General features: G+C 66.6%; 21 protein-coding genes. 1 reads left to right on the top strand and 20 read right to left on the bottom strand.

Annotated elements, in window-relative coordinates; all coding sequences use genetic code 11:
• Positions 1 to 85: 85 nt before the first annotated feature.
• The 6 genes from QAT43_RS06265 to QAT43_RS06240 all read right to left on the bottom strand — a co-directional run bounded on the left by QAT43_RS06265 (position 86) and on the right by QAT43_RS06240 (position 6,006).
• Positions 86 to 613 (bottom strand): chemotaxis protein CheW, encoded by a 528-nt coding sequence (locus tag QAT43_RS06265; RefSeq protein ID WP_305042193.1) that lies wholly within the window; start codon positions 611 to 613, stop codon positions 86 to 88.
• Positions 614 to 616: 3 nt separating this feature from the next.
• Positions 617 to 2,497 carry a CheR family methyltransferase gene (locus QAT43_RS06260; RefSeq protein WP_305042192.1) on the bottom strand — a complete coding sequence of 627 codons (1,881 nt, stop codon included), beginning with the start codon at positions 2,495 to 2,497 and terminating at the stop codon, positions 617 to 619.
• Between the two features lie 15 nt (positions 2,498 to 2,512).
• On the bottom strand, positions 2,513 to 4,213 hold the full coding sequence (locus QAT43_RS06255; RefSeq protein ID WP_305042191.1) for a glutamine--tRNA ligase/YqeY domain fusion protein: 1,701 nt from the start codon (positions 4,211 to 4,213) through the stop codon (positions 2,513 to 2,515).
• A 66-nt stretch (positions 4,214 to 4,279) separates the two neighbouring features.
• Positions 4,280 to 4,780, bottom strand: a complete 501-nt coding sequence (gene ispF / locus QAT43_RS06250; protein WP_305042190.1) for a 2-C-methyl-D-erythritol 2,4-cyclodiphosphate synthase — start codon at positions 4,778 to 4,780, stop codon at positions 4,280 to 4,282.
• Positions 4,781 to 4,782: 2 nt separating this feature from the next.
• Positions 4,783 to 5,478: a 2-C-methyl-D-erythritol 4-phosphate cytidylyltransferase gene (ispD, locus tag QAT43_RS06245; protein WP_305042189.1), complete on the bottom strand. Its 696-nt coding sequence runs from the start codon at positions 5,476 to 5,478 to the stop codon at positions 4,783 to 4,785.
• A gap of 48 nt (positions 5,479 to 5,526) precedes the next feature.
• Positions 5,527 to 6,006, bottom strand: coding sequence for a CarD family transcriptional regulator (locus QAT43_RS06240; RefSeq protein WP_305042188.1), 480 nt, complete (start codon positions 6,004 to 6,006; stop codon positions 5,527 to 5,529).
• 217 nt (positions 6,007 to 6,223) lie between these two features.
• On the opposite strand from QAT43_RS06240, the gene QAT43_RS06235 reads away from it, so the two are divergent.
• Entirely contained in the window at positions 6,224 to 7,141 is a 918-nt protein-coding gene (locus QAT43_RS06235) for a putative 2-dehydropantoate 2-reductase (protein ID WP_305042187.1), read from the top strand.
• Positions 7,142 to 7,153: 12 nt separating this feature from the next.
• On the opposite strand, the gene QAT43_RS06230 is transcribed toward QAT43_RS06235, so the two are convergent.
• From QAT43_RS06230 to QAT43_RS06165, 14 genes are all read right to left on the bottom strand, one after another.
• A complete protein-coding gene (locus QAT43_RS06230; protein WP_305042186.1) occupies positions 7,154 to 7,924 on the bottom strand; it encodes a carboxypeptidase-like regulatory domain-containing protein in 771 nt (256 codons plus the stop codon).
• A gap of 28 nt (positions 7,925 to 7,952) precedes the next feature.
• Positions 7,953 to 9,806 (bottom strand): penicillin-binding protein activator, encoded by a 1,854-nt coding sequence (locus QAT43_RS06225; protein WP_305042185.1) that lies wholly within the window; start codon positions 9,804 to 9,806, stop codon positions 7,953 to 7,955.
• A gap of 16 nt (positions 9,807 to 9,822) precedes the next feature.
• Entirely contained in the window at positions 9,823 to 10,941 is a 1,119-nt protein-coding gene (gene dnaJ / locus QAT43_RS06220) for a molecular chaperone DnaJ (RefSeq protein ID WP_305042184.1), read from the bottom strand.
• 118 nt (positions 10,942 to 11,059) lie between these two features.
• Entirely contained in the window at positions 11,060 to 12,973 is a 1,914-nt protein-coding gene (gene dnaK, locus QAT43_RS06215) for a molecular chaperone DnaK (protein WP_305042183.1), read from the bottom strand.
• Between the two features lie 45 nt (positions 12,974 to 13,018).
• On the bottom strand, positions 13,019 to 13,624 hold the full coding sequence (gene grpE / locus QAT43_RS06210; RefSeq protein WP_305042182.1) for a nucleotide exchange factor GrpE: 606 nt from the start codon (positions 13,622 to 13,624) through the stop codon (positions 13,019 to 13,021).
• A gap of 13 nt (positions 13,625 to 13,637) precedes the next feature.
• Positions 13,638 to 14,678, bottom strand: coding sequence for a heat-inducible transcriptional repressor HrcA (gene hrcA, locus QAT43_RS06205; protein WP_305042181.1), 1,041 nt, complete (start codon positions 14,676 to 14,678; stop codon positions 13,638 to 13,640).
• A gap of 153 nt (positions 14,679 to 14,831) precedes the next feature.
• Positions 14,832 to 15,965 carry a radical SAM family heme chaperone HemW gene (gene hemW / locus QAT43_RS06200; RefSeq protein WP_305042180.1) on the bottom strand — a complete coding sequence of 378 codons (1,134 nt, stop codon included), beginning with the start codon at positions 15,963 to 15,965 and terminating at the stop codon, positions 14,832 to 14,834.
• Positions 15,966 to 15,996: 31 nt separating this feature from the next.
• The gene (locus QAT43_RS06195; protein ID WP_305042179.1) at positions 15,997 to 16,458 is read right to left on the bottom strand and encodes a universal stress protein; all 462 of its coding nucleotides are present in this window, start codon (positions 16,456 to 16,458) and stop codon (positions 15,997 to 15,999) included.
• 23 nt (positions 16,459 to 16,481) lie between these two features.
• Positions 16,482 to 18,254: a Na(+)/H(+) antiporter subunit D gene (locus tag QAT43_RS06190; protein ID WP_305042178.1), complete on the bottom strand. Its 1,773-nt coding sequence runs from the start codon at positions 18,252 to 18,254 to the stop codon at positions 16,482 to 16,484.
• A complete protein-coding gene (locus QAT43_RS06185) occupies positions 18,247 to 18,501 on the bottom strand; it encodes a hypothetical protein (protein WP_305042177.1) in 255 nt (84 codons plus the stop codon). The genes QAT43_RS06190 and QAT43_RS06185 overlap by 8 nt, the downstream gene beginning before the upstream one ends.
• Before the next feature lie 21 nt (positions 18,502 to 18,522).
• Positions 18,523 to 19,992 (bottom strand): monovalent cation/H+ antiporter subunit D family protein, encoded by a 1,470-nt coding sequence (locus QAT43_RS06180; protein WP_305042176.1) that lies wholly within the window; start codon positions 19,990 to 19,992, stop codon positions 18,523 to 18,525.
• Between the two features lie 43 nt (positions 19,993 to 20,035).
• A complete protein-coding gene (locus tag QAT43_RS06175; RefSeq protein WP_305042175.1) occupies positions 20,036 to 21,529 on the bottom strand; it encodes a complex I subunit 5 family protein in 1,494 nt (497 codons plus the stop codon).
• Complete coding sequence (locus tag QAT43_RS06170; RefSeq protein ID WP_305042174.1) at positions 21,526 to 21,915, bottom strand: cation:proton antiporter subunit C; 390 nt, start codon at positions 21,913 to 21,915, stop codon at positions 21,526 to 21,528. The genes QAT43_RS06175 and QAT43_RS06170 overlap by 4 nt, the downstream gene beginning before the upstream one ends.
• A 1-nt stretch (position 21,916) precedes the next feature.
• Positions 21,917 to 22,396, bottom strand: a complete 480-nt coding sequence (locus QAT43_RS06165; protein ID WP_305042173.1) for an MnhB domain-containing protein — start codon at positions 22,394 to 22,396, stop codon at positions 21,917 to 21,919.
• Positions 22,397 to 22,469: the final 73 nt, after the last annotated feature.

The raw sequence follows: 22,469 nt of genomic DNA, 5'->3' as shown, positions 1-22,469 counted from the left end.
ATCTTGAGGGACAGGCTTTGGCGAATCCAGGAGATCATGGGCCAACCTCGCAGGTGGGGGCCGCCGCGAGCGGACGGCCCAGGGTTCATTGCAGGGCGGAAAAAACTTCGTCGAGATCGAGCAGGCTCAGCAACCCCTCGGGCTGCGGCAGGCGCCCCTGAAAAAACGCCGGCGCGCCGTCGGCGCGGGGGGCGGCGGGTTCCAGGGCGTCGCCGGCCAGGCGCCGCAGGTCGATGACCTCGTCCACCAGCAGCGCCGCCGTCTGCCCGGCGACCTCGATCAGCACCAGACGTGCGCCGGGCCCGCGGCCGGTTTCCACGGCCAGCCCGAGCAGGGGGCGCAGGTCGTTCACCGCGAGGATTTCACCGCGCAAGCTGATGATGCCGGCGATGGTCGCGGGCGCACCGGGAACCCGCACCAGCGGCGGTACCCGCAAGACTTCGCGCAGCGCGACGCCCGGCAAGCCCAGAATTTGTCCGCCCAGCCGCGCCACCAACACCTCCAGGCCGGCCGCGTTCGCCCGCCCGTCCTCCTCGAGGGCGCGCCAGTAATCCTCGCGCAGCCGCGCCAGGGTGGCACGAATGTCGTCCAGGGATCCAGACCCTTGGCTCATCTGTCATTCTCCTCGGGCGGGCGGCAGCTGGTTGAGCCGCTCGCGGCAGACTTCGAGAAACACCTCGCGGGTCAACCCGCCGGAATAGGGCACGAGACTCTCGGCGGGGCGGCGCTCCAACAGGCGCAAGCTGTTGCGCAACTCGCGCCGGGCGTCGTCGTAGAGCCCGAGGCGCGCGTGGATGCCCCCCAGATGAAAGTGCGGCATGACGAAATCCAGATCGATGAGCAGCGCCTTGCGGTACTCCTCGCGCGCCTCGGACCAGTGCTCCTCCACTTCGAGCAGCAGGCCTTGCAGAAAATAGGCCTCGGCGCACAGGTCATCGGCCCGCAGGGCCTTTGCGCAGCAGGCCCGTGCCTGCTCGTGCGCGCCCTGGTTGGCATGGATGAAAGCACGGCCGACCAACGCCCCGGCATGGTTCTCATTGTGCAGCAGAACCTCCGCGAAACAGGCGGCGGCCGCGGTGAAATCCTCGCTCTCAAAGGCCGAGAGGCCCTGCCGATACACCTCCTCCGGGTCCGGGGCCGGCGCCCTCAGGGCCGGAGGACGCGGCGCCGGCAGGGCGACGGGCCAGGCGGCGGCGGGAAGGGCGCGAACCGGCGGAAGCGGAGCGGCTTCTCGCGTCACCTCGCCGTGGGGCGCCGAGGACGGCAAGGGCATCTGATAGTAGAAGCTGCGCTGGCAGATCACCCGCGCGAAGGCGTCCGACAAGTTCACCAAGGATTCCGCGTGGCCGAGAAACAGGCTGCCGCCGGGTCGAAGGACGCGGGCCAGGTCGGCCACCACCTTTTGGCTGGTCGACGGGCGGAAATAGATGAGCACGTTGCGGCAGAAAATCACATCGAAGCCGCTTGCGCCTTCCAGGCCCTCGGCGTAATCGCTGGTCTGCAGGTTGAGATAGCGAAACTCCACCAGGTCGCGGATCTCGGCGTCGAGTTCGAATTCCTTGCCGCGCGGATGAAACCAGGTCCGCACCAGGTCGGGATCGGTGACGCGCAGGGAGCGCGCCCCGTAGATGCCGGCCCGGGCCTTGTTGAGGGCCTGGTGATTGATGTCGGTGGCGAGGATGCGCACCTCCCAGTCGCGCAGGCCGGGAAAATGGGTTCGCAGCAGGATCGCCAGGGAATAGGCCTCCTCGCCCGTCGAGCAGCCCGCCGACCAGAGCCGCAGGCTGCGCCGCGCGCGGTTGCGCTGGAGGAGATCGGGCAGCACCTGCTGGCGCAGGGCTTCAAAATGGGCCAGGTAGCGAAAAAAGTAGGTTTCGCCCACGGTCAGCAGGCCGAGCAGCTTCTTGAGTTCGCGGCGCGACTCGCCGTGGGCTTCCAGATAAGCGTGGTAGTTGCGGTAATCGCTCAGCCCCAGGGCGCGCATGCGGCGGGCGAGGCCGCGCTGCAGGATGCGCAGGTTGCGCTGGTCGAAATGCAGGCCGCTGTGCTGCACGAGAAAATTCTGGAAGAGACTCAGATCGCGGGGCGCGAGCTCCGCCGGGACCGCCCCGTTGCGGCGACTTTCGGCGATCAGGCGCAGATCGGCCAGCAGGCGCGGCACATCGGGCGGGACACGGAGAAAATCAAAGGCGTCTGGCAGCTCATATTCGAGCTCGGGGCGATTGGCGACGACGATGACCGGTACCTGACGGGCGAGGCGCCCGCTCTCGAAGCGGCGCAGACGTTCGAGCCCCTCGTCGCCGGGCAGTTCGATGCCGAGCAGCAGAACATCGCACTCCGTCTCTCGCACGGGCGGCAGGGATGCCACCTTGTCCCCCACGCAGCGCACCTGGTGACCGACGCCCTTGAGGGCCGCTTCCAGATCGCGGCACAGGCCGCCGGGCGTGTCGACGATCCACACCCGCAGCCCAGGCGGCTTGGCTGACGCGCGGCCCACGCCGAACGCCGGACCCTAGTCGCCGCCGCCCTCGACCTTGGCCCAGGAATCGCGCAAGGTCGCGGTACGGTTGAACACCGGGCGGCCGGGACGGCTGTCCACGGGATCGGCGAAGAAATAGCCGACGCGCTCCAACTGCACATGGCTGCCGGGGCGGGCCTGCATCAGGCCCGGCTCGACCAGCGCCGCGCCGGTGCGGCAGCTCTCGGGATTGAGATCGGCGCGCCAGTCGCGCCCCTCGCGGCCGGCGCCGGGGTTGGGCACGGCGAACAGCCGGTCGTAGAGACGCACCTCGGCGCGCTGGGCATGGCGCGCCGAGACCCAGTGGATGGTGCCCTTGACCTTGCGCCCATCGGCGGGATTGGCGCCGCGCGTGGCCGGATCGTGGGTGCAGCGCAGCTCGACGATCTCGCCCGTGGCGGGATCCTTGATCACCTCTTCGCAGCGGATGATGTAGCCGAAGCGCAGGCGCACCTCGCGGCCCGGCGCGAGGCGAAAGAACTTTTTCGGCGGATCTTCCATGAAATCGTCGCGCTCGATGTAGAGCTCGCGGCAGAAAGGCACGCGGCGGCTGCCGGCCTCGGGCTGCTGGGGATGGTTGGCGGCCTCGAAGTCTTCTTCCCGGTCCTCGGGGTAATCGGTGAGCACCACCTTGAGGGGGTTGAACACCGCCAGGGCGCGGGGCGCCTGGACGTTGAGCTCCTCGCGCACGCAATCCTCAAGCACGCTCATGTCGATCCAGCTGTCGCTCTTGCCCACGCCGATGCGCTCGCAGAAGGCGCGGATCGCCGCCGGCGGAAAACCGCGCCGGCGCAGCCCGACCAGGGTCGGCATGCGCGGGTCGTCCCAGCCGGCGACATGGCCCTCGCGCACCAGTTCGAGCAGGCGGCGCTTGCTCATCAGGGTGTAGCTCAGGTTGAGGCGAGCGAATTCGATCTGCCGGGGCCGCGCGGGCAGCAGATCGGCGAGCTGTTCGAGAAACCAGTCGTAGAGGGGGCGATGATCCTCGAATTCCAGGGTGCAGATGGAATGGGTGATGCCCTCGATGGCGTCGCTCAGGGGATGGGCGTAGTCGTACATGGGGTAGATGCACCAGGCATCCCCCGTGCGGTAGTGATGGTGGCGCTGGATGCGGTAGATGACCGGGTCGCGCAGGTTCATGTTGGGCGCGGCCATGTCGATGCGCGCGCGCAGGGTGTAGGCGCCGTCGGGAAATTCACCGGCGCGCATGCGGCGAAACAGGTCGAGGCTCTCGGCCGCCGGGCGACCGCGGTCGGGGCTCTCGCGCCCGGGTTCGGTGAGGGTGCCGCGATAGGCGCGCATGTCCTCGGCGCCGAGACTGTCGACGTAGGCGCGCTCGCGACGAATCAGCTCCTCGGCCCACAGATAGAGCTGCTCGTAGTAATCCGAGGCATAGTAGAGATGCGCGCCCCAGTCAAAGCCCAGCCAGCGCACGGCATCCTTGATCGCCTCGGCATACTCGACGCTTTCCTTCTCGGGGTTGGTGTCGTCCATGCGCAGATGGCAGCGTCCGCGATAATCGGCGGCCAGCCCGAAATTGAGGCAAATGGACTTGGCGTGGCCGATGTGCAGATAGCCGTTGGGCTCCGGCGGAAAGCGGGTGACGATGTCCTGGTTCTGGCCGGCGGCGCGCTCGGCGTCGATGAGATTACGAATGAAATTGGTCGGAGTCGAAGGGATGTCGTTGGCGCTCATGGCAGAAGAAACCTGGGAGTCCTTTCAGGAAGATGAAAAAAATGTCGGGCCGCCGCAAGCGGGCCTTCAGATATCGAGTTCCTCGCTCACGCCCAAGCGCTCCAGCAGCACCACCGCGTGGGCGGAGATGCCCTCGCCGCGCCCCTCGAAGCCCAACTCCTCGGTGGTGGTGGCCTTGATGTTGACCCGGCGCACGTCGGCGCCGCACACCTCGGCGATGTTTTCCACCATTTTGCGCACATGGGGGGCAAGGCGCGGTGCCTGGGCAATGACGGTGGCGTCGAGATTGCCGATGCGATAGCCCTTGGCCTGGGCCAGGGCCATGACCTCGCGCAGCAGCTTGAGGCTGGAGATGCCGCGATAGGCGGGGTCGCTGTCGGGGAAATGGCGGCCGATGTCGCCCTCGCCCAGGGCGCCGAGAATCGCGTCGCAGATGGCGTGGAGCAACACGTCGGCATCGGAGTGACCGAGCAGGCCGAGTCCGTAGGGAATGTCGACGCCGCCGAGAATCAGGCGACGCTCCTTGGTCAGACGATGCACATCATAGCCATGCCCGATGCGAAACATGATCAAGAGTCCTCCTGCGCGGAGAAAAAGGCCTGCGCCAGCAGCAGATCCTCGGGGGTGGTGATCTTGATGTTGCGATAGCTGCCTTCGAGCATGGCCAGGGGCAGGCCGAGACGCTCGACCAGGGAGGCGTCGTCGGTGCCGCGAAACCCGTCGGCCAGGGCCTGTTCATGGGCCGCGCGCACCACCGGCGCGGGAAAGGCCTGGGGGGTCTGCGCCAGCCAGAGGCGCGCGCGCTCGGGGGTGTTGACCACGCGCCCGTCGACCACCTCCTTGACCGTGTCCTTGACCGGCACGCCCACCACGCAGCCGCCCACCTCGGCGGCTGCGGCGATGACCCCGGGCAGCAGGCGCGCGGGAAAAAAAGGGCGCACCCCGTCATGGATCAGCACCACGCCCTGCTCGGTGTCGCCGAGATGACGCAGGCCGTTGCGCACCGAATCCTGGCGCTCGGCGCCGCCGGCGATCACCGCCTCGACCTTGGTAAAACCAAAGGCGGCGACGATTTCACGGCGACAGTAAGCGATCTCATCCGCCGGAGAAATGACGAGGATGCGACTGACATGCGGAGACGAATCGAACAGGGCGAGGGTGTGGGCAAGAATCGGGCGCCCCGCCAGTTGCAGATACTGCTTGTTGATGGAAGTGCCCATGCGCCGGCCCATGCCGGCGGCGGGAATCAGCACGGTGGCGGTCATGGCTCTCCGGAAGCGGGCGGGATCGCGGGCGGGGTCGCCCTGCGGCGCTTAGTGAAAGATCTTCTCGATGCGCCGAAAGACGCTGTCTTCCTCGGCGCCCTGGGCAAAGGCAATTTCCTTGACCAGCAGCTTCTGCGCCTGTTCGAGAACTTTCTTCTCGCCGTAGGACAGTTCCTTGTCGCAACGGATCTGATAGAGGTCGCGCAGCACCGCCGCCACCTCGAACAAGTCGTTGGACTTGATCTTTTCATGGTACTCGCGCTGGCGACGGCTCCAGGAGGCGACCGGACCGCTGCGCGCGGAATTTTCCAGCAGGCCGTAAATGGAATCGACGGTCTCGGAATCGACCAGGCACCGCAGGCCGACGCTGCACGCATTGTTGACCGGCACCATGATGGTCATGTCACTATCAATGATGCGCAGAATGTAGAAATCGAGCCGCTGCCCCTGAAATTCCCGAGGCTCGATGGACTCGATCACACCAACTCCCTGGGCCGGATAAACGGCCATATCACCGATCTTGAACATGGGCGAAGCCTCCTTGCGAAGGATGAACTATAGCATAGGCTCCCCGGCGGGTCAAGGCGAGCCTCCCGATTCAAGAGCCTAAGTATTTGACACGGAAAGAAAAATGCTTTTGCCCTGGTCTGGCGTCTTGATTCCCGGGGGCAAGGCGGCTAGCATGCTCATCTCGACCGCGACCCGGTCCCGGGCCGCGGTCAGCCACCCAAAGGAGACTCATGACATGAAAATCGGCATCGTCGGGGCGGGAGCCCTGGGCCTTTATTACGGGGCGCTGCTGCAACGCGGCGGCCAGGAGGTGCGGTTTCTTCTGCGCCGCGATCATGATGCCATCCGCGATCAAGGCTTGCGGGTCACCTCGCCGGCGGGGGACTTCCACCTCGAGCAGGTGCAGGGCTTTCGCGACCCGGCCGCCATGGGCCAGGTCGACCTGGTGCTGGTGGGGCTCAAAACCTTCGCAAACCCGCACCTCGCGGAACTGATCGAACCGCTGTTGGGGCCCAAGACCTGCATCCTCACCCTGCAAAACGGCTTGGGCAACGAGGAACTTCTGGCCCGCCTGTTCGGCGCCGAACGGGTGCTGGGCGGCATCGCTTTTTTGTGTTCCAACCGCGGCGCGCCCGGCGTGGTTCACCATCTGGATCAGGGCCGCATTCGCCTCGGCGAATTTCGCGGCGGCCATTCCCTGCGCGCCGCGACCCTGGCCGAAACCTTCCGCCAGGCAGGCCTCGAATGCGAGGCGGTGGCCGACCTGTGCAAGGCCCGCTGGGAAAAACTGGTCTGGAACATCCCCTTCAACGGCTTGTGCGCCCTGACCGGCGCCACCACCGCCGAACTGCTCGCCCATGGCCCGAGCCGCGCCCAGGTGCGCGCCCTGATGGACGAGGTGGTCGCCGCCGCCAACGCTCAGGGACTCTCGGCGCCCATCGACGCGGGCTTTGCCGAGCGCATGCTGCGCGTCACCGAGGGCATGGGCCCTTACCGCCCGAGCATGATGATCGACCGCCAGGAGGGGCGCCCCCTCGAACTGGAGGCGATCTACGCCATCCCCCTGGCGCGCGCCAAGGACAAGGGCGTGGAGATGGTGCGGGTGCGCCTGCTGCACGCCCTGCTGGAGGTGGGAGAAAAGACGCGCGACTAGCCGCACGGGACATTAGCGCCCGTAAGGCCGCACGACGATGGGCCCGAGATCGCGGATCTCGCCGCGCCGCGCTTCGGGGCAGGCTTGGGCGCCCTCGCCCAGCACGGCGTGGAGCTCGCCCGCCGTGGGTTGGCCGCGGGTGCGCGTGCGCACCACCAGGCAATAGCTGCCGGCCTCGGGCAGGTAGAGGGTGAAAAACCCGTCCTCGCCGGTGGCGGGCGCCGTATGGTCGGGCATGCGCTGGAAATTGCGGTCGCGGTAGGCCAGCACCAGGGCGCCGCTCACCGGCCGGCCCTGGGCGTCGCGCACCACGCCGGAAAATCCCGTGTCGCCGCTGGTGAGCGTGCCCTGTTTCATGATCATGGGCTGGGTGATGGCCAGCAGGCGGAAATCGGCCTGGGTGGTGAAACCGGGACGCACTTCGAGGGGATTGCGCGGATGGGGAGCCCAGGCATCGCCGGGACGCGGCGGCCCGGCGTCCTCGCCCGAGGCGCGGCGCCGCGCCACCAGATGGTACCGACCCTCCACCAGATCGAGAAAATAGCGGCCCTGCTCGTCCACCGGCGCGGCGAAATCCGCCGGACCGCGCAGCCCGGCGCGCGCGCTGCGATAGGCATAGACCACGGCGCCTCGCGCCGGTTCGCCCTGGCCATCGACCACCGTACCGGCAATGCCGAGGGGTCCGGCGACCCAGGACGCGGACTCAGGCGCGGGTGGAGTGACGCCCGCCGGGCCTGCGCAGGCGTTAAGGACCAGCAGAAGCAGCAGCCATGGGATTTTCAAACGCGCCACCCTCCCTCCTATAAGCCGGCTAGAATTGGTCTCCGCTCAACTGCACCACCTCCCCATTGTGCACGCGCAGCACGAACAGGCCACGTTCCACCTCGCCGTCGCGATCGACCCGCAGACGCCCGGTGGCGCCGGGGAAGGACCGGACCTCGCCCAGGGCGCGCCGCACGTCCTCGCGCGTGCGGATATCCGGACGGCTGAGCAGGGAGAGCAGCAGGTTGGCCGCATCGAAGGCCTGGGCCGCCAGGATGGAGGGCTCCTCGCCATAGGCCTGGCGGTAGAAGGTCACGAACTCGCGCACTTCCGGCAGGGGGCTGGCGGCGAAAAAGCCGTCGACGAACACCGCCCCTTCGACGAAACGCCCGCCCAGGCGCGGCAGCTCGGGACTGTTCCAGCCGTTGGTGCCGAGCAGCCGCACCGGCTCCATGCCGTGGTAGGCCAGTTGCGGCGCAATCAGTCCGACCCGCTCGGCGGCGTCGGGAATGAACAGCGCCTCGAAGGGCATGGCGCGGGTGGCGCCGCGCTCGTCGGGGGCGTTGGGATCCAGGCCCATGAGGCGGCGGATGGGCGCGCGAAAATCCGTGGCCTCCTCGGCATAGGGCTGGCGCCGCAGCACCTGGCCGCCGCGCCGGTTGACCTCCTCGCTGAACAGGGCGAGCATTTCCTCGCCGAGCCGGTTGTGCGGGTAGAGCACCGCGAAGCGGCGCAGGCCCGCCCGGTTGACGGCGTATTCGGCGAGGGCCGCCGCCTGCTGACGGCTGGTGAGGGAATAGCGAAAGGCCCAGGGGCCGACCTGGGGCAGGCCGTCGCGCGGCGACAGGCTGAGGGTCGCCACCCCCTCCTGCTGGGCGCGCTCCGCGGCCCCTTGCGCCGCGGCGCCGCTGAGCGGCCCGGCAATGGCCAAAACGCCCTCGCCGCGCACCAGGTGGCTGACGGCCTCGGCGGCCTCCTGGGCTTCGGCTCCGCTGTCGCGGTAGATCAGCCGCACCTGGTGATAACCCTGATTATGCAGGCCGACCGCCAAGTCCAGGCCGCGCCGCACCGCCTCGCCAAAGGGGGCGAAGCGCCCGGAAAGGGGCAGGATGGCACCCAGGGCGGGGCTCTCCGCCTGGGCCGCGCCGGGCAGCCGCTCGGCGAGGGCGCGCGCCTCGTCGCGATAGGGAAAGGGGGTGGGATCGGCGAGCACCTGGTTGAGCAGCGCGGCCGCGCGTTCCTGGTCGCCCCGCGCCAGGGCGCGCTGCGCGAGCTGTAGGGCGGCATCCTGGCCGATGGGGGTGGCGCGGAACATGAAGGCCGCTTCGTCGAGCACCGCTTCGGGAATGGCGCCGCGCAGCAGTTCGTGAATCTGGCCCAGCCAGAGCCCGGGCGCGGCGCTCACCTCCAGGGCCTGACGATAGAACAGCAGCGCCCGCAGGGGCTCGTCGAGGGCGGCGTAGGCCTGGCCGAGGCGACCGAACAGCAGGGCGCGGTCGGTAGGATTCAGGGGCGCCTGCTCCAGGGGCAGCAGAATGGTCGCGCCCTCCAGGGGGTAGCCCTGCTGCACCAGGCAGGAACCGCGCACCAGGCGTACTTCCGGGGTCGGATCACCGGCCGGCAGGCGCTGGAGGTAGAGATCGGCCTCGGCGCACTGGCCCTGATCATGAAGAATGCGCGCCAGATAGAGCTGCGCCTGGGGCAGATCCGGGGAGCCGGAGCCGCGAAGGACAAAGCCGCGCAGCAGGCTCAGGGCCTCGTCGGGGCGCCCGGCATGGTAATGTTCGATGGCGGCCCGCACCTCGGGGTCGGTGGCCGCCGCGGCGCTGCCCGGCCCCGGCATCCCGAATCCCGCCAGGATCAAGCAGCCCACCAGCAGCCATGTGACGGACGCTCTGCGCATAAGCCTTCTCCCGTCCTCAGCCGAAGAGTTCCTTGACCTTATCGAAAAAGCCCTTGCCGAGGGGATGGACTTCCTCGCCGCTTTCCCGGGCGAACTCCTCAAGCAGTTCGCGCTGGCGCGGGGTGAGTCGGGTCGGCGTCTCGACGCGCACCACCACCAGCTGATCGCCGCGCCCGTAGCCCTGCAGGCTGGGGATGCCCTTGCCGCTCAAGCGCAGGATCTTGCCCGACTGGGTGCCGGCGGGAATCTTGAGCTTGACCTTGCCTTCGAGGGTCGGCACCTCAAGTTCGTAGCCCAGGGCCGCCTGCACGAAGGACACCGGCACCTCACAGATGACATCGCGGCCTTCGCGCTGAAAGATGGCGTGTTCCTTGACGGTAATCACCACGTAGAGATCGCCGGGCGGCCCGCCGTGGCTGCCCGCCTCGCCCTCGCCGCTGAGCTTGAGGCGGCTGCCCGTCTCCACCCCGGCGGGAATGCGCACGGAGAGCGTGCGCTGCTCGCGCACCCGCCCGCTGCCGCGACAGTCGGGGCAAGGGTCGCGCACCACCCGGCCCTCGCCGTTGCAATCGGGACAAGGCCGGGTGAGGGAAAAGAAGCCCTGCTGGTAGCGCACCTGACCGGCGCCGCGACAGGTGCCGCAGGTTTCCGGCTGGGTGCCGGCGCGCGCGCCGCTGCCGCGACAGGGGCCGCATTCCTGGGAGCGCGGCACCTGGATCTTGGTTTCCACGCCGAAGGCGGCTTCCTCGAAGGCGATGCTCAGGTTGTAGCGCAGGTCGTCGCCGCGCCGGCCGCGGCCGCGCCGCGCCCCGCCGCCGCCGAAGATGTCGCCGAAAATATCGCCGAAGATGTCCTCGAAAGGGGTGCCGCCGAAGCCGCCGAAACCTTCGCTGAAGCCGCCCCCGCCCATGCCGGCATGGCCGAACTGGTCGTATTGGGCGCGTTTTTGCGGATCGGAGAGCACCGCGTAGGCCTCCGAGGCCTCCTTGAACTTCTCCTCGGCCTGCTTGTCGCCCGGATTCTTGTCGGGATGATGCTGCAGGGCGAGCTTGCGATAGGCCTTCTTGATCTCGGTTTCGCTGGCGTTGCGGTTGACCCCGAGAACCTCGTAATAGTCGCGTTTGCCGTTAGCCAAAATGTCGATCCTTTGCAACGCAAAGAGCAGCGGCTACCCGCGGGTGCCGCTGCCCGTACTTCCCCGATGCGCAAAAACGCAGGGGCACGACCTGCCGTGCCCCTGCCGCCCTCGGCGCTTACTTTTTCTTGTCGTCAACTTCCTCGAACTCGGCGTCGACCACATCCTCGGCCTTGCCGCCGGCACCGGGCTCGGCCTGCGCGCCCTCCGCGCCCTCGCCCTGGCCGTGGGCCTGGGAATACATGGCCTCGGCCAGCTTATGCGAGGCTTCGGCCAATTCCTGGGTCTTGGTCTTGATCTCCTCGGTGTTGTCGCCTTCCATGGCCTTTTTCAGGGCCTCAAGGGCGGCCTGGATCTTCTCGCTGGTCGTTGCGTCGACCTTGTCGCCGTGCTCCTTGAGGGATTTTTCCGTGGTGTAGGCCAGCCCGTCGGCCTGGTTGCGCGCCTCGATGAGCTCGCGCTTCTTCTTGTCCTCGCCGGCATGGGCCTCGGCGTCCTTGACCATGCGTTGGATCTCCTCGTCGGAGAGGCCCGAGGAAGCGGTGATGCGAATCGACTGCTCCTTGCCGGTGCCCAGATCCTTGGCGCCGACGTGGAGAATGCCGTTGGCGTCGAGGTCGAAGGTCACCTCGATCTGCGGCACGCCGCGCGGCGCCGGCGGGATGCCGACCAGCTCAAAGCGGCCGATGGTCTTGTTGTCGGCGGCCATTTCGCGCTCGCCCTGGAGCACGTGCACCGACACGGCCGGCTGGTTGTCGGCGGCCGTCGAGAAAATCTGGCTCTTGCGGCAGGGAATGGTGGTGTTCTTCTCGATGAGCTTGGTCATCACCCCGCCCAGGGTCTCGATGCCCAGGGACAGGGGCGTGACGTCGAGGAGCAGCACGTCCTTGACCTCGCCCTTGAGCACGCCGCCCTGGATGGCTGCACCGATGGCCACCACCTCGTCGGGGTTGACGCCCTTGTTGGGGGTCTTGCCGAAGATCTCCTGCACGCGCTTCTGCACCGCCGGCATGCGCGTCATGCCGCCGACCAGAATCACCTCGTCGATTTCCGAGGGCGAGAGCCCGGCATCCTTGAGGGCGATCTTGCAGGGCTCGACCAGTTTGTTGAGCAGATCGGCGCAGATGCTCTCGAGCTTGGCGCGGGTCAGCTTGATGTTGAGGTGCTTGGGGCCGTTCTGGTCGGCGGTGATGAAGGGCAGGTTGATGTCGGTCTCCATGGAGCCGGAGAGCTCGCACTTGGCCTTTTCCGAAGCCTCCTTCAAGCGCTGCAGGGCCATCTTGTCCTTGCGCAGGTCGATGCCCTGCTCTTTCTTGAACTCGTCGGCCACATAGTCGATGATGCGCTGGTCGAAGTCCTCGCCGCCGAGGAAGGTGTCGCCGTTGGTCGACTTGACCTCGAACACCCCGTCGCCGAGTTCGAGGATGGAGATGTCGAAGGTGCCGCCGCCCAGGTCGAAGACCGCGATCTTTTCTTCTTTTTTCTTGTCCAGACCATAGGCCAGGGACGCGGCGGTGGGCTCGTTGATGATGCGCAGCACGTTGAGCCCGGCGATCTTGCCGGCGTCCTTGGTCGCCTGGCGCTGGGAGTCGTTGAAATAGGCGGGCACGGTGATGACCGCGTCGGTGACCGGCTCACCGAGATAATCCTCGGCGGTCTGCTTCATCTTCTGCAGGATCATGGCCGAGATCTCCGGCGGGCTGTATTTCTTGCCGCGCACTTCGACCCAGGCGTCGCCGTTGTCGGCGTTGACGATCTTGAAGGGGCTGATCTGGATGTCCTTACGCACCGCGTCCGAATCGAACTTGCGGCCGATCAGGCGCTTGATGGCGAACAGGGTGTTTTCCGGGTTGGTGACGGCCTGGCGCTTAGCCTGCTGGCCGACCAGCCGTTCACCGCTTTCGGTGAAGGCCACCATGGAGGGCGTGGTGCGCGAGCCTTCCGTGTTGGCGATGACGATCGGTTCGCCGCCTTCCATGACCGCCACGCACGAGTTGGTGGTCCCGAGATCGATACCGATGACTTTTCCCATTGTCTTGGTGCCTCCTTTATAAGTTGACGTTTCAGTTGGTTCGTATCAGTTTTCGCCGCCCTGCTCGGGCGCGGACGCCGCGGCGGGGGCCCGGGTCACCATCACCAGGGCGGGACGCAGCAGGCGCTCGTGCAGCAGGTAGCCTTTTTGCAGTTCCTGCGCCACGGTATTGGGGGGCTGCGCGGCGCTCTCGACCTGCCCCATGGCCTCGTGACGGGCCGGGTCGAAGGCCTCGCCCAGGCTGGAGACAGGCGTCACGCCGAATTTCTCCAGCACCTTGGCGAACTGGCCGAGGGTCATCTCCACCCCTTCGAGCAAGGTGCGCACGTCGCTGCCTTCCTGCCGGGCGTGTTCCACCGCGCGCTCCAGGTTGTCCATGACCGGCAGCACCTCGCGCAGGATGCGCTCGTTGGCGAACTTGGCGAGATCCTCGCGCTCGCGCTGGGCGCGCTTGCGGAAATTGTCCAGATCGGCGGCGGCGCGCAGATAGAGATCGTGGTTGCGCCGCGCTTCCTCGCGGCACTCGTCCAGGGCGCGGCCCAGCTCGGCGAGTTCATCGCCAGGGGACTCCACCGCGGCCGGCTCCACCACGGGCACGTCCTCGTGCTCGGCATCGAGGACCGGTTGTTCTTCTTTTTTCTTCTTCGACACTTGTCCTTTTCTCCTATTCCAGATCGGATTCAAGCAGTTGGCTCATCAGTTGGGCGGTGTAGTCGACAATCGGTATGACCTGGGAATAGGCCATGCGCGTCGGACCGATGACCCCCAGGGTGCCGATGGTGCCACCGGCACTGCTGTAGCTGGCGGTGATCAGGCTGCACCCCTCGATGTCGCGGTAATCGGTCTCGCTGCCGATAAAGATCTGCACCCCCTGGCTGTTCTGGCATTTGTCGAGAAACTCAACCAGCAGGCTCTTCTGCTCGAAGGCCTTGAACAGCCGCTTCATGCGCTCAAGGTCGCTGAACTCGGGCTGCTCGAGCATGCGGCTGAAGCCCTCGATGAACAGCTCGCGACTCTCCTCGCCCTTGAGGGCGGCCTGGAAAAGCCGCATGGAGCGCCCCAGCAGGCGATCGTACTGGGCCTTGTCCTGGGACATCTCGCGCAGCAGGCGCTTTTTCACCTCGGCCAGGGACAACCCGGCGTAGGTGCGGTTGAGGTAGTTGTGCATCTGTTCCAGATCGTGCTGGTTGAGATCCTCGCCGCTTTCGATGATCTTGTTCTGCACCAGGCCGTTCTCGGCGACGAAAATCACCAGGATGCGTCCCTGGGAGAGGCGCACGAATTCGATGTGGCGAAACACCGAGGTGGTGAACTGGGGCGCCATGACGATGCCGGTGTAGTGGGACAGGTTGCTCAGCACCCGCCCGGCCTCACGCAGCAGCTCGTCGGCGCGCAGCCCCCGGCGCCGGTAGTAGCGGCGGATGCGCTCCTTCTGCTGGGGGCTGAGGGCCCGGATCCGCAGCAGGGAATCGATGTAGAAACGATAGCCCTTTTCGGTGGGAATGCGCCCCGCGGAGGTGTGGGGCGCCGCCAGGTAGCCCATCTCCTCCAGATCCGACATGACGTTGCGCACCGTCGCCGGCGACAGGCCCAGGCCGTGACGACGGGTGATGGCACGCGAGCCCACGGGCTCGGCCGAGGCGATGTGGTCCTCGATGATGGCTTCGAGAATTTTGCGGCTGCGCTCGTTGAGGGCTGTGCTCATGACACCCGGTTCCCCAAAAAACCTGAAGCCGGAGAAAATCCGGCCCGGAGCGGATTAGCACTCAATCCACGGGAGTGCTAACGGTGAACAAAATAACAACGGCACCCCCCTTTGTCAAGGGTCGCCGGGCGAGGAAAATCCTTGGATTTTCCCTCAGAAAAAGGCGCTGATGAGATGATCGTAAAGCAGCCAGCCCTCGGTGGTGAAGCGCCAGCGGCCTTGGGTGAGATGCAGGGAGGGAGCGGTGCGGCGCACCGCTTCGGGAAAGGCTTGGCCGAGGCCCTGGCCGAAGCCTTTGACCAAATCGGCCTCCGCAACCCCGGCGCTGGTGCGCAGGCCCAGGTAGAGAGTTTCCGCCAGGGCGCCCCGGGCATCGAAGCTTTCCAACATGCGGGCGGGGTCGCGATCGGCCTCCAGGGCGCCCTGGTAGGCCGCCAGGTCCGGCGCCACCGCCCAGCGCTCACCCCAACCCCGCGCAAAAAAGGAATGGGCGCCGGCGCCGACGCCCAGGTGGGCGCCGCGTCGCCAATAGTGCTGGTTATGGCGGCACTCCATCCCCGCCCGCGCGTAGTTGGAAATCTCGTAATGCGCGTATCCCGCCCCGGCCAGGCGCTCGTGCAGCAGCAGGAAGGCGGCGGCGTACTGGTCCTCGTCGGGCAGGCGCAACAGCCCCTGGCGATGGCGGTGCGCGAAGGGGGTCTCCTCCTCGATACTCAGGCCGTAGCAGGACAGATGCTCGGGAGCCAGGGCGAGATAGGCGGCGATCTCTGCCTCCAGGTCGTCGAGACTCTGGCCGGGCAAGGCGAACATGAGATCGAGGGAGAGATTGGCGAACCCCGCTTGGCGCGCCCAGTCCACCGCCCGACGCGCCTCGTCGGGGCCGTGCAGGCGGCCGAGGGTTTGCAAATGGCGAGCACGAAGGGACTGCACGCCGAGGGACAGGCGATTGATCCCGGCGGCGCGATAGCCGCGCAGACTCTCACGGGTCAGGGTGCCGGGATTGGCTTCGAGGGTGATTTCGGCGTCGTCGGCCAGGCCGAAGCAAGCATCGGCCGCGCCAAGAATTTCGCCGATGGCCGCCGGCGGCAGCAGCGAGGGCGTGCCGCCGCCGAAAAACACCGTGGCGAAGGGACCCTGGACCTGCGCCTGGCGCGCGGCCAGGCGCAGGTGGCGGATCAGCAGCGGGGGATAGGCGGCAAGCTGGGTTTCAGCCGGCTCCAGGGAATAGAAATCGCAGTAGGGGCACTTGCGGCGGCAGAAGGGAATGTGCAGGTAGAGCCCGGTCATGCAGGCAAGAATACCGGAGGGGACGCGCCCCTCACTCCACCACCCACACCGTGCGTCCCCCGGCCTGCCGCACCAGTTCGGCGGAGACGCTGCCGAGCAGCAGGGCGCGCATCTTGGACACCCCGCGGCGTCCCACCACCAGGGTGTCGCACTGCGCGGCGGCGGCTTCGTCGAGGATATCCTGCACCACGCCCCGCCCCAGGGGCTTGACGCGCCGCTCCAGGCGCGCGGCGGGGAACCCGGCGCGGATCAGCAAGTCTTCAATTTCGCCGAGAAAGGCATCAATCTCCTGGCGCTCCTGCTGATGATCCTCGTCGCCGTGCACCTCGGGAGCGGTCTCCTCGGCGGCGGCCTGGGCCGAATAGGGAATGCCGGTGCACACCACCAGCAGGCTCAGGCGGCAGTCGGGCAGATGCGGCGCGAGCTGCGCGACGTATTCCGCGGCACGCCGCGAATGGGGCGAACAATCAAGGGCGAGCAGGATATTGGGCATGATGAACCTCCCCGGCACGAAAATCAGAAAAAGAAAAACAGAAAGGACATCAGGGCGATGAAAAGGACCGACAGCAGCACCCCACCACCCACCGGATAGCTGCCGTGGCGGCTGCGGCGCTCAAGAAACTCGCCCTCCCGCTCAAGTTCCGCGCCGGTCTTGCCACGCATTTGCAGCAGAGGCAGCCACACCAGGCGCTGGATGCGCACCCCGGGCCGGGCGAAGAAGCGGGTCAGCTGCTCGGGCAGGTTGCGCAGGAAATAGCGCTCGCCCCAAGCGTTGAGGTTGTTGAAGACGCCCTCGGCCAAGCGGTAGAAGGCCTGCCCGCCGCGCCGATAAACCCAGTCGGTGTCGAGGCTCTGCCCCGGAGCGGGACGCAGCCAGGGGCGAGCCAGCAGGTAGGCGACAGCGGCTCCGGCCAGCAGTTGCAACTGGTTGAGCACCTGCTCGAACTTGTAGGGCGCGAACTCCGCCTCATAGGGCAGCAGGGCGTACAGCGCCTGGGGAAACAGCCCCAGGCCGATGCAGGCGGCGGCCAGCAGGCCCATGCCGGCGAGCATGGTCGGAGGCGGGTCGGCGGCGGGCTTGGCCGGCGGCGGACCGAAAAACACTTCGAGGAGATAGCGCAGGGCGGCGTGCAGCACCACGCCCGCCGCCGCCAGTTCCAGGGCCAACCAGCCCCAGTAATGACCCCCGTAAGCGGCCCCCTTGAGAATCATCGGCTTGCTGACGAAACCGCCCAGCCCGGGCACCGAGGCGATGGTCAGGGCGCCCACCAGGGCAAAGGCGAAGGTCCAGGGCATGCCGTGGCGCAGGCCGCCGAGTTCGCTCAGCCGGCTGCGGCCGGTCTGTTCCTCGACGGCGCCGGCGCTCATCCACAACAGTCCCATGTAAAGAATGCAGACCATGGCGTAGGCCACCGCGCCGTTCAGCGCCAGGGCCGAACCGACGCCGACCCCCGCCACCATGATGCCGTTCTGGCTGATGAGGGCAAAGGCCAGCATGCGCCGCACATGATTTTCCAGCACCGCGTAGATCACGCCGAACAGGGCCATCACCGCCCCCACGGCGATCAACACCTCCCAGCCGGCGAAGCCGCGCGCCAGGGCATAGACGGCGGTCTTGGTGGTATAGGCGGTGAGAAACACCGCGCCGGTGGCCGTGGCCTGGGGATAGGCATCGGACAACCAGGCGGAAAAGGGAAAGGCGGCGACGTTGACCAGAAAGCCGAGCAGAATCAGCCAGGCGGCGGCGCCCCCGCTCGCCAGCAGGGCGAACTCCACCCCGCCGCCCTGGGCCAGGTGCAGCAGCATGCCGGCAAGCAGGCACAGCCCGCCGAACAGGTGCACCAGGATGTAGCGCAATCCCGCCTGAAAGCTCTGCGGGGTGCGCCGGGCAAGAATGATGAAGGTGGAGGCCACCGCCATCACTTCCCAGAACAGATAGAGGCTGATCAGATCACCGGCGAGGACCGCGCCGAGGCTCGCGCCGATGTAGACCAGCGCCGCGCAGTGCTGGCCGAGGGAGCCGCGGGTGAGGGCGAAAAGAAAGGCCGCCAGGGCATTGAGGGTGAAGACCACGCCGAAGGCGCGGGCCAGACCATCGACGCGCAGCAGATTTAATTCAAAACCAAACAGCTGATAAGACAGGGAGGCCTGGGGCGAGAGCGCCCAGAGCAGGACGAAAGCCAGCAGCGGCGTCGCCAGCAACACCCCGCGGCGCGCCACCGCAGGACACAGGGGCAGCACCAGCGCGGCCGCGAAAAACACCAGGGACGGATGCAGCCACTCAGCCATAATAATCCTCGCCGCGCCGCACCAGCGCACCGATCAGGCGGGCGAGGCCCACCAGCACCGCCACCGCGCCCAGCCCCAGCAGGGCGAAGAAACCCGGCCAGGCCTCGTAGGCGTGGAAATAGGTATGCTTGTGCAAAAACAGGTCGGGCAGCGCCGTCACGACCAGCACCGCCAGCCCGACGATCAGCGGCATGCGCCCGCTGTAAGCGGCCGCGCCGGCGGATTTCGAGGTGGGTTTCTTACTCATCGTTCAACTCCCCGCGGCGCCTCAAGGCAGCACCGCCGCCTGCGCCAGACGCAGGAAAATCGTGGGATAGAAAAACAGGGTCAGGGAGCACAGCGCCGTCACCACCAGGGGCACCAGGCAAAAGATCGGCGCCTCCTTGATGCCGACCGGGGCATCGGGCGGCGGCGGCGCGAAAAAGGCGCGGTAGACGATCGGCAGGAAATAGGCCGCGTTGAGCAGGGAACTGGTGAGCAGCACCAGCAAAATGGGCAGCTGATCGGCCTGCACCGCGCCGATGACCAGATACCACTTGCTGATGAAGCCGCCCAAGGGCGGCAGCCCGATGATGCTCATCGCCCCGAGGAAAAAGGCGCCGAAGGTGATGGGCATGGTGCGCCCCAGGCCATCCATCTGACTGATGTATTTCTTGTGGCTCGCCACATAGATGGCGCCGGCGCAGAAAAACAGAGTGATCTTGCCGAAGGCGTGCATGGCGATGTGCAGTACCCCGCCGGTCACACCCGAGGCCGAGAGCAGCGCCACGCCGAGCACCATGTAGGACAGCTGACCGACGGTGGAATAGGCCAGCCGCCGTTTCAGATTGTCCTGGGTGAGGGCCACCAGGGAGGCGGCCAGAATGGTGATGCACACGAAATAGGCCAGGGGCGCGCCCAGGTTCAGGGACGCGAGCAGATCGATGCCGAAGATGTCGACCAGCACGCGGATGATGGAAAACACCCCGGCCTTGACCACCGCCACGCCGTGCAGAAAAGAGCTGACCGGCGTCGGCGCCACCATGGCCGCCGGCAGCCAGGCGTGAAAGGGCATGATGCCGGCCTTGGCGAAGCCGAACACGAAGAGAGCCAGCAGCAGCGCGAGAGTCGAGGGCGAGGCGCCGGTTGCGGCGAGGATACCACCGGTGGTGAAATCAAGGGTTCCGGCCAGGGAATAGACCACCAGCATGGCGGGCAGCGCCAGGCCGATGGAAGTGCCGAGAATCAGGGACAGATAACGCCGCCCCGAGGTGCGCGCCTCGGCGTTCTGCTCATGGGCCACCAGGGGATAAGTGGAGAGGGAGAGCACCTCGTAGAACAGATACATGGTGAACAGGTTGGCGGCGAAGGCAATGCCGATGGTTGCCGAAATGGCCACGGCGAAGGAAGCGAAGTAGCGGGTCTGGCCATGCTCGTCCAGGGCGCGCATGTAGCCGATGGAGTAAAGGGAGGTGAATATCCACAGAAACGAGGCGATCAGGGCGAAGAACATGCCCATGGGATCGACGCGCAGTTGGATGGGCACCCCCGGAAAGACCTCGGCCAGGGTGAAGACGAAGCCGCCGCCGGCCAGCACGCTGGGCAGCATGGAGGCGACGATGAGGAACTTGCCGACGGCGATGATCAGCGTCCAGCCCTCGCGCAGATTGGGAGTGCGCGCCGAGAGCATGATCGGCAGCGCCCCCAGCAGGGAGATGAGAACGGCGGCCAACGGCCAGATGGAAGGATGAAAATCCATGGTCAGACCCAACTCAGGACACGGAAAAAAGGACGCGAGCCGCTCATTGCAGCCACTGCAGCGCCGGGAGGATGACGGCATCCACCAGCGCCCCGGACGCCAGCCCCACGACGATCAGGGCCACCGCCGTCAGCACCAGCGGCTGCACCAGGGCGCCCGGCGCCTCGTGGCGCGCCAGGGTGCCGTGATGGCCGTGGCCGTGGCCGTCCTCGCTGTTGAAAAAGGCGATCTCGATGATGCGGAAGAACAGCACCGCGTTGACCAGGGAACTAAACACCAAAGCCGCCACATAGGCCCACTGGCCCGCCTCGATGCCCCCCAGGATCAGGTACCACTTGCTGAAAAAGCCGGCCGTGGGCGGCACGCCGATCATCGAGAACGCCCCCACGGTAAAGGCCGCCATGGTCAGGGGCATGGTGCGGTAGAGGCCGCGGAAATCCTCGAAGCGGCAGCTGCCCTGGCGAAACACCACCGCCGAGGCCACCAGGAACAGACACAGGGTCATCAGCGCGTCGTTGACGATGTGCAGCACCGCGCCGGTCATGCCCGGCTCATTGGCCAGCCACACCCCGCCCACCATGTAGCCGACCTCGGCGACGATGATGTAGGTGAGCATCTTCTTGAATTCGGTCTGGGCCAGGGCCAGGGACGAGGCGATGATGATGGCCAGGGCCGACGCCCAGACAATGAGGTGCTGCACCCCGGCATGCTGAAAGAAGGTGTACTCAGGTGAAAAGATGGTGAACATGATGCGGATCATCAGGTACACCGACACCTTGGTCATGAGGGGCGCGATGAGCACGCTGGTGCCCGAGGGAGCGTAGGTGTAGGCGTTGGGCAGCCAGCCGTGCAGGGGAAAGAACGCCATCTTGACCCACATGCCGACCAGCATGAAGGCGAAGGCCGTGGCCACCGCCGCGCCGCCGTAGAGTTCGGGCAGGATGCGGCCGATGTCGGCCATGTTGAGGGAACCGGTGAGAATGTAGAGATAGCCGACGCCGAGCAGGTAGAAACAGGCGCCGATGGTGCCCATGATGATGTAGTTGAAGCTCGCCAGCGCCGCGCGCTCGCGGCCCATGGCGATGAGCCCGTAGGTGGTGATGGCGGTGATCTCGAGCATCACGTAGAGGTTGAAGGCGTCGCCGGTCACGGTCAGGGCGAGCAACCCCGAGACCAGGATCAGGTAGAGGGTGAAGAACACGTGCTCGCGCCCCTCCATCTCCTGGCGCACGCTGGCGCCCGCCGACCAGGTGGCGATCAGGGCGATGGCGGCCACCAGCAGCAGCATCAGCCCCGAGAGCGGATCGACCACCAGTTCGATGCCCCAGGGCGGCTGCCAGCCGCCCATGGTGTAGCTCTCGGTGCCGTCGCGCAGTACCCGCGCCAAGAGCAGCAGGGAACAGAGGCTCGAAACAGCCAGGGACAGCAGGGCCAGGGGCGCCACCAGAAAGGGCCGCGCGCGACCCACGAGATTGACGACAAACGCCATGACCAGGGGCGCGGCGATGGCGTATGCGAGAAAGTTGCCGCTGATCATCGCCCGATTTTCTCCAGGATTTCGTCTTCTTCCAGGGTGCCGTGCTCGCGATGGATGCGCTGCATCACCGCGAGCGCGACCCCGGTCACGCTCACGCCGACGACGATGGCGGTGAGCATCAGCACGTGCGGCAGGGGATTGACCACCGTGGCCACGTCGATGGCGCCGGCCAGGGCCTGTTGCTTGTCGACGATCGCCAGCCCGGCGTCGCGCTTGACGCCGGTGGAGACGAAGAACAGGATGATGGCGGTCTGAAAAATGTTCATGCCGATGAGCTTCTTCACCAGATTGCGCTTGCCGATCATGGCGTAGAAGCCGATCATCATCAGCACCACGTAAATCCAATAATTGTATTTGGCGACGATTTCGTCGAGCAGCCCCTCCATATCAGAGACCCTCCTCCAGATATCCGCCCGAGGACAGATCCCAATAGAGCGAAAGCATGATGCTCGCCACGCCCAGGCCGACGCCGACCTCGACCAGCAGGATGCCCAGGGAACGCCAGTCGGGCACGGCCATGGGAATCACCTTGGCGAAGGCGGCATAGTCGAGAAAGTACCCGCCGAGCAGGGCGCAGACGACGCCGATGCCGACGAAGATCAGGGCCCCGACATTGCCGGCGATGAGATTGGCGCGCAGGGGAAAAAGCTGCATGGAGTGCTTGAGATCGAAGGCCAGGGCCATGAGGATGAACGAAGCACCGAGCAGCACCCCCCCCTGAAAGCCGCCGCCCGGACTGTAATGGCCGTGGGCCAGCACGTAGAGGGAAAACAGCTGGATGAAGGGCACCAGCAGGCTCACCGAGGTGCGGATGATCAGATCTTCGCCCATGGCGCCGCCGCGGGCGCGCTCTTGCAGGATCTTCATGCCTTCATGCTCCGCAGAACGCCGATGACGGCCATGCCGGCGCAGTAGATGACCACCAGTTCGAACATGGTGT

This window comes from Geoalkalibacter sp. (genome assembly GCF_030604225.1).
Lineage (GTDB): Bacteria > Desulfobacterota > Desulfuromonadia > Desulfuromonadales > Geoalkalibacteraceae > Geoalkalibacter.
This window is presented reverse-complemented; position numbering and strand designations above follow the sequence as displayed.